Below are 13,537 nucleotides of genomic sequence, written 5' to 3'. Positions count from 1 at the left end.
ACGAATGGCCGAAGAACCGAGGCAAGCCGATCAAGGCGAGGTGGTGCCCGTTGTCGCCTGCTGCGCATGCTGCTCGCAGTTCGGCGTGCAGGACAGCACGGAGCGCTGGGTCTGCCGGTAGACGCGCACCGTATTGCCCTCGTCGATCGACACCAGGATGCGTTCGTCGAGTATCGCGTTGCCGTCGGCATCGAGGAGGACCAGATTGGTGGTGCCGAAGCTGCGTCCCGTGAGCACGATTGTCTTGGCGTCGGCCACGGTCGCATCGGCAACTGCGGCATTGCCGACAATCACCTTGCTGACGGGGCGGTCGAGCTTCAAGACGCGCGCGTGATCCATATAGACGCGCAGCATGTCATCGTCTGCGGCCGCGGACACTCCCGAAATACCGAAAACGGCGATCATGCCGGCAAAGAAAATGGTTTTGCCGCTCGATGACATTGGGTCCTCTTTCACGATCACAGCGCAATATCCGCATAGAATGGAAAAAAATGGTGAACGAAGCCTTAAGCTCATCACTCTGTTCCGGGATGAAGCGTAATGATCCGATTTGGTACGGATTTAGGACGGCGCACGCCCCGGTTGGAAGCAGAATATGTGCTATTTCCGGATGAATGCAGCGGTATTTTACGAATATCGTTAAATATTGAGCGAAATGCGTAGGAAAATACTGACTCCACAGTGGCATGTTGTCTCGTTCACATGTCGTTAACTCTTTTCCTTAAGCCGATGGAAACGGCCATTCGCTAGGTTGCAGTCATCCGATCAACGGCAAACAGTTGGCGGACGTGCTGAACATCAACTGGAGTTAGGAGTTACCATGACCAAGCTTTTTAGCCGTTTTCTGAAGGACGAATCCGGCGCGACCGCAATCGAATACGGCCTGATCGCTGCTCTCATTTCCGTAGCGCTCATCACCGGCGCCACGACCCTCGGCAACCGGATCGGCACCACGTTCAACAACTTGGGCACCAAGATGAACACCGGCGTTACGGCGTCGAACTAAGATAGGCGCTGCCAGCTGGCGCTGAAATTGATACGGCCGGATTTGCTTTGGCCGATATATCGGGCGGGCTCACAGGCTGAACGGCCGTGAGCCTTTTCGCATCAAGTCACGATCGGGTATGAGCATGATCGCAGCCGCAGTCTTCCTGATACTGCCACTCTGCCTTGCGATGGCGGCCTTCTCGGATCTCTTCACCATGACGATCCCGAACCGCATTTCCGTGATCCTGATCGCCTCTTTCCTCGTCCTCGCGCCGTTCTCCGGCTTGGGTCTGGAAATGATCAGCATGCATCTTGCCGGCGCCGCCATCGTCTTCAGCGCCTGCTTTGCTCTTTTCGCCTTCAATGTGATGGGCGGCGGCGACGCCAAGCTGATGAGCGCCACCGCGCTCTGGTTTGGTCTGAACGAATCCCTGCTTTTCCTGATGACCGACATCGCCATGATCGGCGGCCTCATCACCTTGCTGATCCTACTGGTAAGAGCGCAATCGGACACCATCCTCGCCATCGGGCTGCCGGTGCCGAACTCCGTCCTGCTTGCCAAGAAGATCCCCTACGGGATTGCCATCGCCATCGGCGGCTTCATGGCCTTCCCCTCCTCGCCGCTGTTCCTCGCCGCGCTGGAAAGCCTGAAATAACGGCATTTTAAATGCCTGTTAACTTAAAATCTAAGCATTCCATTAACCATAATTATACCAATTGCTGAGCATTCTACAGGGCGAACATATCGTGCCCTGAGGAATGATCGATGAAACCGGCCCGCCTTATAATCCTAGCTGTCGCCGTGGTGGCAGCCGGCCTTGCCGGCCTCCTGGCAATGCAAATGGCGGGCAGTGGCGGTGTCGTTACCCAGGTCCGCTCGGTCGTCGAGAAGGAACCGACTGTCAACATCCTCGTCTCGAGCGCCAATCTGGCGGTTGGCGCAAGGCTGGACGACCAGTCGGTGCATTGGATGGCCTGGCCGCAGGGCGGCGTCGTCCCTGGCCTCATCACCGAAGCCGAAAAGCCGGATGCGATCAAGGATCTGCAGGGTGCCGTCGTGCGTCTGCCGATCTTCGAAGGCGAACCGATCAGGCCGGAAAAGGTCGCTGATTCCAGCAGCCGTATCCTCTCTTCGCTGTTGCCAGCCGGCAAGCGCGCCGTCGCGACCGAGATATCGGTGGCAACCGGTGCGGGCGGTTTCATCCTGCCGAATGATCGCGTCGACGTCATCATGGTCCGCAAGGGCGCTGAAGCCGACAAGCTCATCACCGAAACGGTGCTGAGCAATGTCCGCGTCCTCGCCATCGACCAGCAGATCCAGGAAAAGGACGATGGCTCGAAATCGGTGGTTGGCACGACCGCGACGCTCGAGCTCACGCCCGACCAAACGAAGGTTCTTGCCGTTGCCCAGCAGATGGCGGACCGGCTGTCGCTCGCGCTGCGCTCGGTCGCCGATGCGCAGGAGCAGGATACCAGCGCCGCAGACTATCTGCTGAGCGGCGACAACGGCAGTGCGATCATCCAGGTCATCAAATCGGGCGCCATCGTCACGGATGCCGGCGCCGCGCCGAAGGCGGAGTAAGGGACGTGCAAATGGGCAATTCAACGCGGCGCGCCGGACCTCTCCTGACAGGCTGTCTTTCTCTGGCAATCGGCGTCTCCGGTATGGCGCCGGCCTCGTTCGCCCCGCTTTTCGCTGCAGGCGAGGCGCGCGCCGATTCCGATAGCCTGGTCCGGATCTCGCAGACCGGCTCCAATGCCCATCGCCGGCTGAAGCTCGGGCTCAACAAGGCTGTCGTCGTCGATCTGCCGGAGGATGCGCATGATATCCTCGTCTCCGATCCGACCATGGCCGATGCCGTGACCCGCACCTCGCGGCGCATCTACCTGTTCGGTAAGAAGGTCGGCCAGACGAATATCTTCGTCTTCGGCGCCGGTGGACAGGAGATCGTCAATCTCGACATCGAGATCGAGCGCGACGTCTCCGGCCTCGAAGTCAATCTCCGTCGCTTCATTCGCGACTCAAACATCAACGTTGAAATCGTCTCCGACAACATCGTGCTGACCGGCACGGTGCGCACGCCACAGGATGCCACACAGGCGGCCGATCTGGCACAGGTCTTCCTGAAGGGCGGCGAAGCGACGACCAGAACCGAAACGGCATCCGGCACCGGCGGCGACAGCTCGGTGGCGCTCTTTGCCGAAGGTCGCCAGAGCTCGCAGGTCGTCAACCTCCTGCAGATCGAGGGCGAGGACCAGGTCACCCTCAAGGTGACGATCGCCGAGGTTCGTCGCGAGGTGCTGAAGCAGCTCGGCTTCGACAATCTGGTTTCCAATTCTTCCGGCATGACGGTCGCCCAGCTCGGCAGCCCAACCGCCGACAGCGCCACATCGACGGTCGGCGGCGGCCTGGCGGCGCTCTTCAAGAGCTCGATCGGCAAATACGACATTTCGACCTACCTCAATGCGCTGGAACAGGCCAAGGTCGTCAAGACGCTCGCCGAACCGACGCTGACGGCGATATCGGGCCAGGCCGCGACCTTCAATTCCGGCGGCCAGCAGCTTTATTCGACGACGGACAGCGACGGCAATGTCACCGTCGTCCCGTTCAACTACGGTATCAACCTCGCCTTCAAACCGGTCGTGCTGTCATCGGGACGCATCAGCCTGCAGATCAAGACCAATGTCTCCGAACCGGTGGCAGGCAGCGGCAACGCCACTTACCAGCGTCGTTCGGCGGAAACCTCGGTGGAGCTGCCCTCGGGCGGTTCGATCGCGCTCGCCGGCCTGATCCGCGACAATGTTTCCCAGACGATGGGCGGCACACCCGGCGTTTCGAAGATCCCGCTGCTCGGGACCCTCTTCCGCCAGAAGGGGTTCGAGCGTCAGGAAACCGAACTCGTCATCATCGCAACGCCCTATCTGGTGCGCCCGGTGGCGCGCAACCAGCTCAACCGGCCGGACGACAATTTCAGCCCTGAGAACGACGGTGCAACCTTCTTCCTCAACCGTGTCAACAAGGTCTATGGCCGCCGCGAGGCGCCCGTTGCCGATGCGCAGTTCCACGGCTCGATCGGGTTCATTTACAAATGAGCGGGGCGCGAGCGGCAGCGATGGCAGAAAACAGAGATCAGGCGATGGCCCATATGAATGCGACGACACCCCGCCTCGGAAACTCGAAGGCGCTTTTTGCCACGGTCGCCATGTCGGTGGCGATACTTTCCGGATGCGCCGGCCCGCATGACCAACTGACGACCGGCGGCATTCCGGACGATTACCGTGCCCGCCACCCGATCATCGTGACGGAAGCGGAGCAGACGGTGGATATACCTGTTGCCTCCACCGATCGCCGCCTGACCATCGCCCAGCGCGATCTCATCCGCGGCTTTGCCGCAAACTATATCTCGCGCGCCTCGGGCCCGGTTTACGTGCTGTCGCCACAAGGCTCGCCCAATTCGGCGGCCGCCTATCAGCTGCGCAATCAGGTTCGTGCCGAGCTGACATCGAGGGGGATTGCAAGCTCGAAAATCGTCAACACCTCCTATGCCGCCGTCGGTCCCGGTGATGCGGCGCCCATCCGGCTGAGCTTTACCGGCACCACCGCGGTCACCACGCAATGCGGTCAGTGGCCAAAGGACATATCGAACGATTTGACCAACCAGAACTACTATAATTTCGGCTGCGCCTCGCAGAACAACCTTGCCGCCCAGATCGCCAATCCGGAAGATCTGGTGGCGCCCCGCGGTATGACTCCGATCGATGCGCAGCGGCGCAACAATGCGATCCAGGAATACCGGACAACAACGACGACGATCGAAGATGCTGGCGACAGCGGATTCTGAGGCGGAACGGAACGATGAGCGCGATCGAATACGAAATCAGGAATCCCAGCGAGCTTCGCAACGCCGAGGAGGCGGTGCGCATGGCGGATCTGGAAAGCATGCGGCCGCTGCCGCGCATCTCCGTCCATGCTTTCTGCGAGAGCGAGGCCCTACAACAAGTCATGGAACGCTGCGCCAATGATCGGCGCGTCGCGAAGGTCAGCATGCGCATCACCAGCGGCGGCATCGCCGCTGCCGCCAATATGTTTTCCGGCGCCCCGACGCCGAACCTCATCATCCTTGAGACCAAGGCGAATGCCGCGAATCTGCTCGGCGAACTCGCGCCGCTCGCCGCCGTCTGCGATCCGACGACCAAGGTCGTCATTATCGGCTATTACAACGATATCGGGCTTTATCGCGAACTCATCCGCAACGGCATTTCCGAATATATGGTCCAGCCCGTCGCCATGCCCGATATCCTTACGGCGATGGCCTCGATCTTTGTCGATCCGGACGCCGAGCCGCTCGGCCGCAGCATCGCCTTCATCGGCTCGAAGGGCGGCGCCGGTGCCTCGACCATCGCGCATAATTGCGCCTTCGGCATTTCCAATCTCTTCTCCACCGAGACGATCCTCGCCGATCTCGACCTGCCCTTTGGCACGGCCAACATCGACTTCGATCAGGATCCGGCCCAGGGCATCGCCGAAGCGGTCTTCGCACCCGATCGTCTCGACGAAGTCTTCCTCGACCGCCTGCTGACGAAATGCTCCGAACATCTGTCGCTGCTGGCCGCACCCTCGCTGCTCGACCGTGCCTATGATTTCGACGGCCAGGCCTTCCAGCCGGTGCTCGACGTTCTGCAGCGCAGCGCGCCCGTCACCGTGCTCGATGTTCCGCATGCATGGTCGGAATGGACGCGCTCGGTGCTGTCGAGCGTCGACGAGGTGGTCATCGCAGCGGTTCCCGATCTCGCCAATCTGCGCAACGCCAAGAACATGCTGGACGCGCTGCGCAAGATGCGGCCGAACGACAGGCCGCCGCATCTCATCCTCAATCAGGTCGGCATGCCGAAACGGCCGGAGATTTCACCGTCGGATTTCTGTGAGCCGCTGGAGATCGATCCGATCGCGATCATCCCCTTCGACATCAATCTCTTCGGCAACGCCGCCAATAGCGGCCGGATGATTTCCGAAGTCGACCCGAAGTCGCCGACGGCGGAAACCTTTTCGCAGATATCGCACATCGTCACCGGCCGGGTCGCGATCAAGAAGGCGAAGAAAGGCGGCCTGCTGGGCCTCCTGAAGCGCAAGTAGACGATGAGCAATTCCAGCAAAAGTGTGCAGCGGTTTTGCGTCCGGAATTGCGTGGAAACAAAAAGATAGAGCATTTTCTTGACTCGGAGAGATCGGGAAATGCTCTAGAACGAGCAGATTGGATCGAGTGGCATGTTTGGAAAACGCGGAAACGAAGGTTCCGGAAAGGTCGGGGGGGCGATTGCTCCTCCGCCGCCGGATCCGGCCGCCGCCCCTGCGGCCTCTTCCCCCTCCATTCTGGTTGAACCCTCGCGCGAATCCGCACGCCAGCAGGTGACGCCACCGCCGATGCAGACGCCGCAGCGCAAGCGCCCGGCCCGCACCGATGAATATTACGACACCAAGGCGCAGGTCTTTTCCGCGCTGATCGACACGATCGATCTCTCGCAGCTTTCCAAGCTCGACGGCGAAAGCGCCCGCGAGGAAATCCGCGACATCGTCAACGACATCATCACCATCAAGAACTTTGCGATGTCGATCTCCGAGCAGGAAGAACTGCTCGAGGATATCTGCAACGACGTCCTCGGCTACGGCCCGCTGGAGCCGTTGCTGGCGCGCGACGACATCGCCGACATCATGGTCAACGGCGCCGGCCAGACTTTCATCGAAGTCGGCGGCAAGACGATCGAATCCGAGATTCGCTTCCGCGACAATGCACAGCTTCTCTCGATCTGCCAGCGCATCGTCAGCCAGGTCGGCCGCCGCGTCGACGAATCGAGCCCGATCTGCGACGCCCGCCTGCCGGATGGTTCGCGCGTCAACGTCATCGCGCCGCCGCTGTCGATCGACGGGCCGGCGCTCACCATCCGCAAATTCAAGAAGGACAAGCTGACGCTCGATCAGCTCGTCCGTTTCGGCGCGATCACGCCGGAAGGCGCAACCGTGCTGCAGATCATCGGGCGCGTGCGCTGCAACGTCGTCATTTCAGGCGGCACCGGCTCCGGCAAGACGACGCTTCTGAACTGCCTCACCAACTATATCGACAGGGACGAACGCGTCATCACCTGCGAGGATACCGCCGAACTGCAGCTGCAGCAGCCGCATGTCGTCCGTCTCGAAACACGCCCGCCGAATATCGAAGGCGAGGGCGAGATCACCATGCGCGATCTGGTCAAGAATTGCCTGCGTATGCGTCCCGAGCGCATCATCGTCGGCGAAGTGCGCGGACCGGAAGTCTTCGACCTGCTGCAGGCGATGAACACCGGTCACGACGGCTCGATGGGCACCATCCACGCCAATACGCCGCGCGAATGCCTGAGCCGCATCGAATCGATGATCGCCATGGGCGGCTTTACCCTGCCGGCAAAGACGGTGCGCGAGATCATTTCCAGCTCGGTCGACGTCGTCATTCAGGCGGCGCGCCTTCGCGACGGTTCGCGCCGCATCACCCAGATCACCGAGGTGATCGGCATGGAAGGCGACGTCATCATCACCCAGGATCTGATGCGCTACGAGATCGATGGCGAGGATGCGAATGGCCGCCTGATCGGCCGGCACATGTCGACCGGCGTCGGCAAGCCGCATTTCTGGGATCGCGCCCGCTACTTCAACGAGGAAAAGCGTCTTGCCGCCGCCCTCGACGCGATGGAAGCGAAAACGAAGGAATAGGCGAGATGTTCGGGTTCGATCCGATAGTGCTGGCAATCGTCGTCCTCGCCGCCGTCTCCGCGGCGGCGGTCGCCTATGCCCTGTTGTTTTCGAAGATCGAGGCCGACAAGAAATCGGCAAGCCGCATCAATCGCGTCAAATCGGCCGAAAGCGACCGGGTCAAGGTCAAGGCCGCCCGTGACCGCGTGCAAGAGCTGTCGAAGCGCCGCAAATCCGTGCAGGACAATCTGAAGGATCTGGAAAAGCGCCAGCACGAAAAGACCAAGAAGACCGTGTCGATGAAATCGCGGCTGGTGCAGGCCGGCCTGACGATCACAGCGGCGAAATTCTATCTCATCAGCGCCGTCTTCGCCTCCGTGCTGCTGCTTGTCGCCTTGGTCGTCGGCGCATCGTGGATGGTCATGGTCGGTATCGCCGTCGTCGCCGGTCTCGGCCTGCCGCGCTGGGTCGTCGGCTTCCTGATCAAACGCCGCCAGACCAAGTTTTTGAACGAGTTCCCCAATGCGCTTGACGTCATCACGCGCTCGATCAAATCGGGCCTGCCGCTCAACGATGCGATCCGCCTTATCGCCACCGAAGGCACCGAGCCTGTCAAGAGCGAGTTCCTGCGGGTGATCGAGGCGCAGCAGGTAGGCCTCAGCATTCCCGACGCCTGCGCCCGCATGACGATCCACATGCCGCTCCAGGAAGTCAACTTCTTCGCCATCGTCATCGCCATCCAGTCACAGGCCGGCGGCAATCTGTCGGAAGCGATCGGCAACCTCTCCAAGGTGCTGCGCGAGCGCAGAAAGATGAAGGCCAAGGTCCAGGCGCTCTCGATGGAAGCCAAGGCGTCGGCCGTCATCATCGGGGCTCTGCCCTTCATCGTCGCGACCCTCGTCTACATGACGTCGCCGAACTACATGATGATCCTTTTCACCGATCCGCGCGGCCATTTCATCATGGGTGTCTCGGCGATCTGGATGTCGATCGGCATCTTCGTCATGCGCAACATGGTCAATTTTGACATTTAGCCGGAAGGAAGCACCATGTCGCAGGATCTTGCCGCAACGCTGACCAATCCGAGCATGCTGATCGCCCTTCTCGTCGCGATCGCCGTCTTCGCCACTTTTTACACGATTGCCGTTCCCTTCTTCGAGCGCGGCGATCTGAACAAGCGCATGAAGGCTGTTTCCACAGAGCGCGAACAGATCCGTGCCCGCGAACGCGCCCGCATGAACACGGAAACCGGCGCCGGCAAGGCCTCGCTCAGGAGCCAGAATAACCGCTCGGTCCGTCAGATCGTCGAGCGCTTCAACCTGCGCAAGGCGCTGGTCGACGAAAACACGGTCAACAAGCTGCGTGCCGCCGGTTTCCGTTCGGAGAATGCGCTGAATACCTTCCTGGTGGCGCGTTTCCTGCTGCCTTTCCTTTTCCTGGCGCTAGCTGCCTTCTGGGTCTTCGGCCTCGGCAATCTCGCCGAAAAGGGCACGCCGATCCGCCTCTTCGCCGTCATCGGCGTCGGTTATCTCGGATTCTACGCGCCAAACATCTATATCTCCAACCGCATGGGCAAGCGCCAGCACTCGATCAAACGCGCCTGGCCGGATGCGCTGGATCTGATGCTGATCTGCGTCGAGTCCGGTATCTCGATCGAGGCCGCGATGCGCCGCGTGTCGGAAGAACTCGGCGAACAGTCGCCGGCGCTCGCCGAGGAGATGGTGCTGACCACGGCCGAACTCTCCTTCCTGCCGGATCGCCGCGCGGCGCTCGAAAATCTTGCCACGCGCACCCAGATCGAGTTGGTGCGTTCGGTAACTCAGGCGCTGATCCAGGCCGATCGCTACGGCACGCCGGTCGCGCAGGCGTTGCGCGTTCTCGCCCAGGAAGGACGCGACGAGCGTATGAACGAGGCGGAAAAGAAGGCGGCCGCGCTGCCGCCGAAACTGACGGTGCCGATGATCCTGTTCTTCCTGCCGGTGCTGATCGCCGTCATTCTCGGTCCGGCCGGCATTCAGGTGGCAGACAAGTTCTGACGATTGCGCCAGCCCCGGAAAGCGGATGCCGCTTTCGGCAGAAGGCGATGTTGCCTCAAAGACCATTGGTCCGATCTGCAGCCTTCAATCACGGGTGACCGCCGCCAGCATAGCTGGTAAACGGGATGGACGACCATTGGCAAGCGCGCGGATGCAGCCGCAGTGCCCCTGGCGCGCGTTCAATCCAAGAGAGAGGTCTCCGATGTCTTCTGCCGGCATTTTCATCAGCATCATGGCAGCCTTGGCCGTCGGCGCGATGAGCCCCGGCCCGAGCTTCGTCGTCGTCTCCAGGATCGCTATCTCGCGTTCAAGGCTGGATGGCCTTGCGGCCGCACTCGGCATGGGCGCCGGCGGTGTCGTTTTTGCCGTGCTGGCGCTTGCCGGGCTGACGGCGCTGCTGTCTCAGTTCGAATGGCTCTATGTCCTGCTGAAGGTCGCAGGCGGCGCCTATCTCGTCTATATCGCGGTCAATATCTGGAGGAGCGCCGGTCAGCCGCTCGAAGTCTCTGACGCCGTCAACGGCAACCGCGCGCTGAGATTGAGCTTCATGACTGCGCTGCTGACCCAGATCAGCAACCCGAAAACCATCATCGTCTATGCCAGCCTCTTTGCGGCACTCCTGCCGAGGACGGTGCCGCTCGATCTCATCGTCGCGCTGCCGCTCGGCGTCTTTGCCGTGGAGGCCGGGTGGTATTCGATCGTGGCCTTCGCCTTTTCGGCCCGCCATCCGCGGCGTCTCTATCTTGCCGCCAAGGGCTGGATCGACCGGGCCGCCGGTGCCGTCATGGGCGGCCTGGGTTTGCGTCTCATTCTTTCAGGCCTGAGCGCCCGCTAAGATCAGGACCTCTCCGAAAGCGTAAGCCTTTCGACGACATGATTCGGTCAGTTGGTGCTGCTGTCGCCTGCTGCTTGCGGCGTCTTGTCCTTGGCGGCGAGTTTCTGCCAGGAATTCTGCTGCGAGAGCATGCCTCTGAGATAGGCGACATTGGCATCGGCCTGCTGCGGCGAAAGTTCGCGCCTAGCGATCTGTTCGGCTTCCGGGAAACGCCCCTGCAGACCGACGACCAGGGCAAGGTTCTGCCTGACGCGGCTGTCGGCGGTCGGCTGGTTGGCGGCGGAGCGCAGGTAGGTTTCGGCCGTGCGCAGATCGCCGGTCAGCACGTAGGACATGCCGAGGTTGGAAAGGATGGAGGGCTCGTTCGGCTGGATGTCGAGCGCGTCGCGGTAGCGCTGCCGGGCATCGCTTGCTCGACCCATCTGGTCGAGGATAGCGCCTTGGGCCGAGATCAGCTTCCAGTCCGGACGGTCCGGCGTCTGGGCGCGGCCGATCGTGTCGAGCGCCTGCTGAAACTGGCCGGCCGCCGCCTGCGCCTTGCCGTAGGCGGCCAGCACGTTGCGGTCGCCGGGATTGGCGATCGCCACCTGCTGCATGACGGCGAGCGCCTGCGTGTCGCGACCGTTCATGCGCAGCAGATTGGCGTAGTTGACGCCGGTGACGGGATCGCGCGGGTTCTTTTCATAGGCCTGGCCGAGCCGGTCCGTCGCCGAGCGCAGCTCGGTCGCGTCCATCTCTTCGACCGGCTTGGTGAGTTTCGGTACCGAGCCCGTTGTCATCCGGTCCTTGGTCGTCGAGCAACCGGCAAGTGCCAGGACCAGCAGCGATGCCGCAGCGCCCTGCAGGATACGATTCGTGAATGTGGTGGTGAGCGAGGCAGGCATGGCGCGTTCCTGGATTCCGAAATCGGCGCCTGACCTCGAAGCGGAACAGGGAAAGGTTTGACGCGTAATCTTCGCTCCAGCAATAGTCTGTTAACCCTAACAGACCGTTAAGGAACGATTCCTTGCGACCGCCGAAGGACAATCATGGCCCCCTATCAGTTTATCGAGAGACCGACTCCTTTCAACACGAAGGGCGGTTCGACGCTGCCGATCTTTGCCGTTACGCCTGCCCATATCGAGACCGGCACGATCGATCCGATCGCGCTCAATTGGGCGCGCAGGGCAGGCTACAAGGCCGAAAGCGGGTCGCTGCTGCTGATTCCGACGGCCGAAGGCCATCTCGGCGGCGCGCTTTACGGCCTCGGCACCAATCCATCCGAGCAGCCTTACATTACCGGCAGGCTCGCCCGTGCGCTGCCGGCCGGCGACTGGCACATTGAGACCGCGCCGCTGACGGCAAATCGCCTGGCCCTCGGCTTTGGCCTCGGCAGCTACCGTTTCGACCGTTACAAATCCGAAAAATCGCCGGCGGCGACGCTGATGATCCCCCGCGATGCCGACGCCGCCGACATCAAGCGCCAGCTTGCCGGCGTCTTTCTCGCCCGCGACCTGATCAATACACCGACGAATGATATGGGGCCGAACCAGCTCGAGGCCGTTTTCCGCGGCCTGGCCGAACATTACAAGGCGGAGATATCGGTTATATCGGGCGACGACCTGCTCAAGCAGAACTTTCCGCTGGTCCATACCGTCGGCCGCGCCAGCGCCGATGCGCCGCGCCTTCTCGAGCTGCGCTGGGGCAAGAAGGGCCATCGCAAGGTGACGCTCGTCGGCAAGGGTGTCTGCTTCGATACCGGCGGTCTCGACATCAAGCCTGCCGCCTCGATGCTGCTGATGAAGAAGGACATGGGCGGGGCGGCGAATGTCATGGGGCTTGCCCTGATGATCATGGACGCCAAGCTGAAGGTCGACCTGCGCGTCATCGTCCCTGTCGTAGAAAACGCGATCTCGTCCAATGCCTTCCGGCCCGGCGACATCTATCGGAGCCGCAAAGGCCTGACCGTCCAGATCGACAATACCGACGCCGAAGGCCGTTTGATCCTTGCCGATGCGCTTGCCTATGCCGACGAGGAAGAGCCCGATCTGCTGATCGACATGGCGACGCTGACCGGCGCTGCCCGCGTTGCCCTTGGCCCGGATCTCCCGCCCTTCTTCACCGATGACGCCAATCTGGCGCATGACCTGACCGAAGCGAGCCTGGAAACCGACGATCCGATCTGGCGCCTGCCGCTCTATTCCGGCTACGAAAAGGATATCCGCACCAAATTCGCCGACCTTACCAATGCACCCGCCGGCGGCATGGCGGGGGCGATTACCGCAGCCCTCTTCCTTAAGCGTTTCGTCAGCAAGGCGAAGAGCTGGGCGCATTTCGACATTTACGGCTGGGCTCAAGCCGAACGACCACATTCGCCGGGCGGCGGCGAGGCACAGGCGATCCGCGCGCTCTTTCACCATATCCGCGAAAGCTTGCGCTGACGCCCTGTCAGAAATAAGCGTTGAGGCGCATCGCATGATCTCTGTTCACGCGCTGCGCCTCGCTGCTGATCGTTAGAATTTTATTCACCCTGCCGGGCGGCAATTTCCAGCGCCTCTTGCATGTGCATGGCAACTACCGGAAAATGAAACGTTAGCGTAACGATCTTCCGGAGGGGCCGTGCCGATCGAACTGACCGCCTCGCAGGCGCTGGGGCTCTGGCATGGCGCGGCGCTCGATCAGGTCCGCCACGACGATCGCGATTTGACGTTGCGCCAGATGGCGATCCTGCTGCATATTTATCTGGTGCCGCCGCCGCACACGGTGCGCGGGCTTGCCGCCACGCTTGAGGTCACCAAGCCGGTCATTACCCGCGCCTTGGACACGATGGGCGAGATGGGCCTGGTCGATCGCGTGCGCGACGATGCCGACCGGCGCAACGTGATCATCAAGCGCACCGTCGGCGGCGCGCTTTACCTGGAAAAGCTCGGCGATCTCATCCGAGATCAGGCCCGCCGGCTGCCGATCTGAAAGGAATGC

At 61.6% G+C, this 13,537-nt stretch carries 14 protein-coding genes; 12 read left to right on the top strand and 2 right to left on the bottom strand.

Going from position 1 to position 13,537, the window contains the following annotated elements:
• Positions 1-30 precede the first annotated feature (30 nt).
• Complete coding sequence (locus FFM53_RS12225; RefSeq protein WP_138388467.1) at positions 31-441, bottom strand: pilus assembly protein N-terminal domain-containing protein; 411 nt, start codon at positions 439-441, stop codon at positions 31-33.
• A 379-nt stretch (positions 442-820) separates the two neighbouring features.
• Between FFM53_RS12225 and FFM53_RS12220 the strand changes: the two genes are divergently transcribed.
• The 10 genes from FFM53_RS12220 (at position 821) to FFM53_RS12175 (ending at position 10,579) form a co-directional block, all read left to right on the top strand.
• Positions 821-1,006: a Flp family type IVb pilin gene (locus FFM53_RS12220; protein WP_020052412.1), complete on the top strand. Its 186-nt coding sequence runs from the start codon at positions 821-823 to the stop codon at positions 1,004-1,006.
• Positions 1,007-1,130: 124 nt separating this feature from the next.
• Complete coding sequence (locus FFM53_RS12215; RefSeq protein ID WP_138388466.1) at positions 1,131-1,643, top strand: A24 family peptidase; 513 nt, start codon at positions 1,131-1,133, stop codon at positions 1,641-1,643.
• Between the two features lie 110 nt (positions 1,644-1,753).
• Positions 1,754-2,569, top strand: a complete 816-nt coding sequence (gene cpaB, locus FFM53_RS12210; RefSeq protein ID WP_138388465.1) for a Flp pilus assembly protein CpaB — start codon at positions 1,754-1,756, stop codon at positions 2,567-2,569.
• Between the two features lie 11 nt (positions 2,570-2,580).
• Complete coding sequence (locus FFM53_RS12205) at positions 2,581-4,080, top strand: type II and III secretion system protein family protein (RefSeq protein WP_138388464.1); 1,500 nt, start codon at positions 2,581-2,583, stop codon at positions 4,078-4,080.
• On the top strand, positions 4,077-4,829 hold the full coding sequence (locus tag FFM53_RS12200; protein WP_138388463.1) for a CpaD family pilus assembly protein: 753 nt from the start codon (positions 4,077-4,079) through the stop codon (positions 4,827-4,829). Before FFM53_RS12205 ends, FFM53_RS12200 begins: the two co-directional genes overlap by 4 nt.
• A gap of 14 nt (positions 4,830-4,843) precedes the next feature.
• Positions 4,844-6,121, top strand: coding sequence for a CpaE/TadZ family protein (locus tag FFM53_RS12195; RefSeq protein WP_138388462.1), 1,278 nt, complete (start codon positions 4,844-4,846; stop codon positions 6,119-6,121).
• Between the two features lie 132 nt (positions 6,122-6,253).
• Entirely contained in the window at positions 6,254-7,729 is a 1,476-nt protein-coding gene (locus FFM53_RS12190) for a TadA family conjugal transfer-associated ATPase (protein WP_138388461.1), read from the top strand.
• A 5-nt stretch (positions 7,730-7,734) separates the two neighbouring features.
• Complete coding sequence (locus FFM53_RS12185; RefSeq protein WP_138388460.1) at positions 7,735-8,742, top strand: type II secretion system F family protein; 1,008 nt, start codon at positions 7,735-7,737, stop codon at positions 8,740-8,742.
• 15 nt (positions 8,743-8,757) lie between these two features.
• Positions 8,758-9,744, top strand: coding sequence for a type II secretion system F family protein (locus FFM53_RS12180; RefSeq protein WP_138332153.1), 987 nt, complete (start codon positions 8,758-8,760; stop codon positions 9,742-9,744).
• Between the two features lie 202 nt (positions 9,745-9,946).
• The gene (locus tag FFM53_RS12175; RefSeq protein ID WP_138332154.1) at positions 9,947-10,579 is read left to right on the top strand and encodes a LysE family translocator; all 633 of its coding nucleotides are present in this window, start codon (positions 9,947-9,949) and stop codon (positions 10,577-10,579) included.
• 47 nt (positions 10,580-10,626) lie between these two features.
• Here the strand turns inward: FFM53_RS12175 and FFM53_RS12170 are convergent, their stop codons facing one another.
• A complete protein-coding gene (locus tag FFM53_RS12170) occupies positions 10,627-11,463 on the bottom strand; it encodes a tetratricopeptide repeat protein (RefSeq protein WP_138388459.1) in 837 nt (278 codons plus the stop codon).
• Between the two features lie 144 nt (positions 11,464-11,607).
• Here FFM53_RS12170 and FFM53_RS12165 point away from each other — a divergent pair, with 144 nt between their 5' ends.
• Complete coding sequence (locus FFM53_RS12165) at positions 11,608-12,999, top strand: leucyl aminopeptidase family protein (RefSeq protein ID WP_138332156.1); 1,392 nt, start codon at positions 11,608-11,610, stop codon at positions 12,997-12,999.
• 178 nt (positions 13,000-13,177) lie between these two features.
• Entirely contained in the window at positions 13,178-13,528 is a 351-nt protein-coding gene (locus FFM53_RS12160) for a MarR family transcriptional regulator (protein ID WP_064247479.1), read from the top strand.
• The last annotated feature ends 9 nt before the right edge of the window (positions 13,529-13,537 follow it).

The organism is Rhizobium indicum (assembly GCF_005862305.2).
In the GTDB taxonomy this organism is placed as follows: Bacteria; Pseudomonadota; Alphaproteobacteria; order Rhizobiales; family Rhizobiaceae; genus Rhizobium; species Rhizobium indicum.
Note: the sequence above shows the minus strand (reverse complement) of the source record. Positions and strands in the feature narration are given on the sequence as shown.

Excerpts from the sequence above, each read along its gene's own strand:
- FFM53_RS12225 (WP_138388467.1), bottom strand. The coding sequence starts at position 441 with ATGTCATCGAGCGGCAAAACCATTTTCTTTGCCGGCATGATCGCCGTT.
- FFM53_RS12220 (WP_020052412.1), top strand. The coding sequence starts at position 821 with ATGACCAAGCTTTTTAGCCGTTTTCTGAAGGACGAATCCGGCGCGACC.
- FFM53_RS12215 (WP_138388466.1), top strand. The coding sequence starts at position 1,131 with ATGATCGCAGCCGCAGTCTTCCTGATACTGCCACTCTGCCTTGCGATG.
- cpaB (WP_138388465.1), top strand. The coding sequence starts at position 1,754 with ATGAAACCGGCCCGCCTTATAATCCTAGCTGTCGCCGTGGTGGCAGCC.
- FFM53_RS12205 (WP_138388464.1), top strand. The coding sequence starts at position 2,581 with ATGGGCAATTCAACGCGGCGCGCCGGACCTCTCCTGACAGGCTGTCTT.
- FFM53_RS12200 (WP_138388463.1), top strand. The coding sequence starts at position 4,077 with ATGAGCGGGGCGCGAGCGGCAGCGATGGCAGAAAACAGAGATCAGGCG.
- FFM53_RS12195 (WP_138388462.1), top strand. The coding sequence starts at position 4,844 with ATGAGCGCGATCGAATACGAAATCAGGAATCCCAGCGAGCTTCGCAAC.
- FFM53_RS12190 (WP_138388461.1), top strand. The coding sequence starts at position 6,254 with ATGTTTGGAAAACGCGGAAACGAAGGTTCCGGAAAGGTCGGGGGGGCG.
- FFM53_RS12185 (WP_138388460.1), top strand. The coding sequence starts at position 7,735 with ATGTTCGGGTTCGATCCGATAGTGCTGGCAATCGTCGTCCTCGCCGCC.
- FFM53_RS12180 (WP_138332153.1), top strand. The coding sequence starts at position 8,758 with ATGTCGCAGGATCTTGCCGCAACGCTGACCAATCCGAGCATGCTGATC.
- FFM53_RS12175 (WP_138332154.1), top strand. The coding sequence starts at position 9,947 with ATGTCTTCTGCCGGCATTTTCATCAGCATCATGGCAGCCTTGGCCGTC.
- FFM53_RS12170 (WP_138388459.1), bottom strand. The coding sequence starts at position 11,463 with ATGCCTGCCTCGCTCACCACCACATTCACGAATCGTATCCTGCAGGGC.
- FFM53_RS12165 (WP_138332156.1), top strand. The coding sequence starts at position 11,608 with ATGGCCCCCTATCAGTTTATCGAGAGACCGACTCCTTTCAACACGAAG.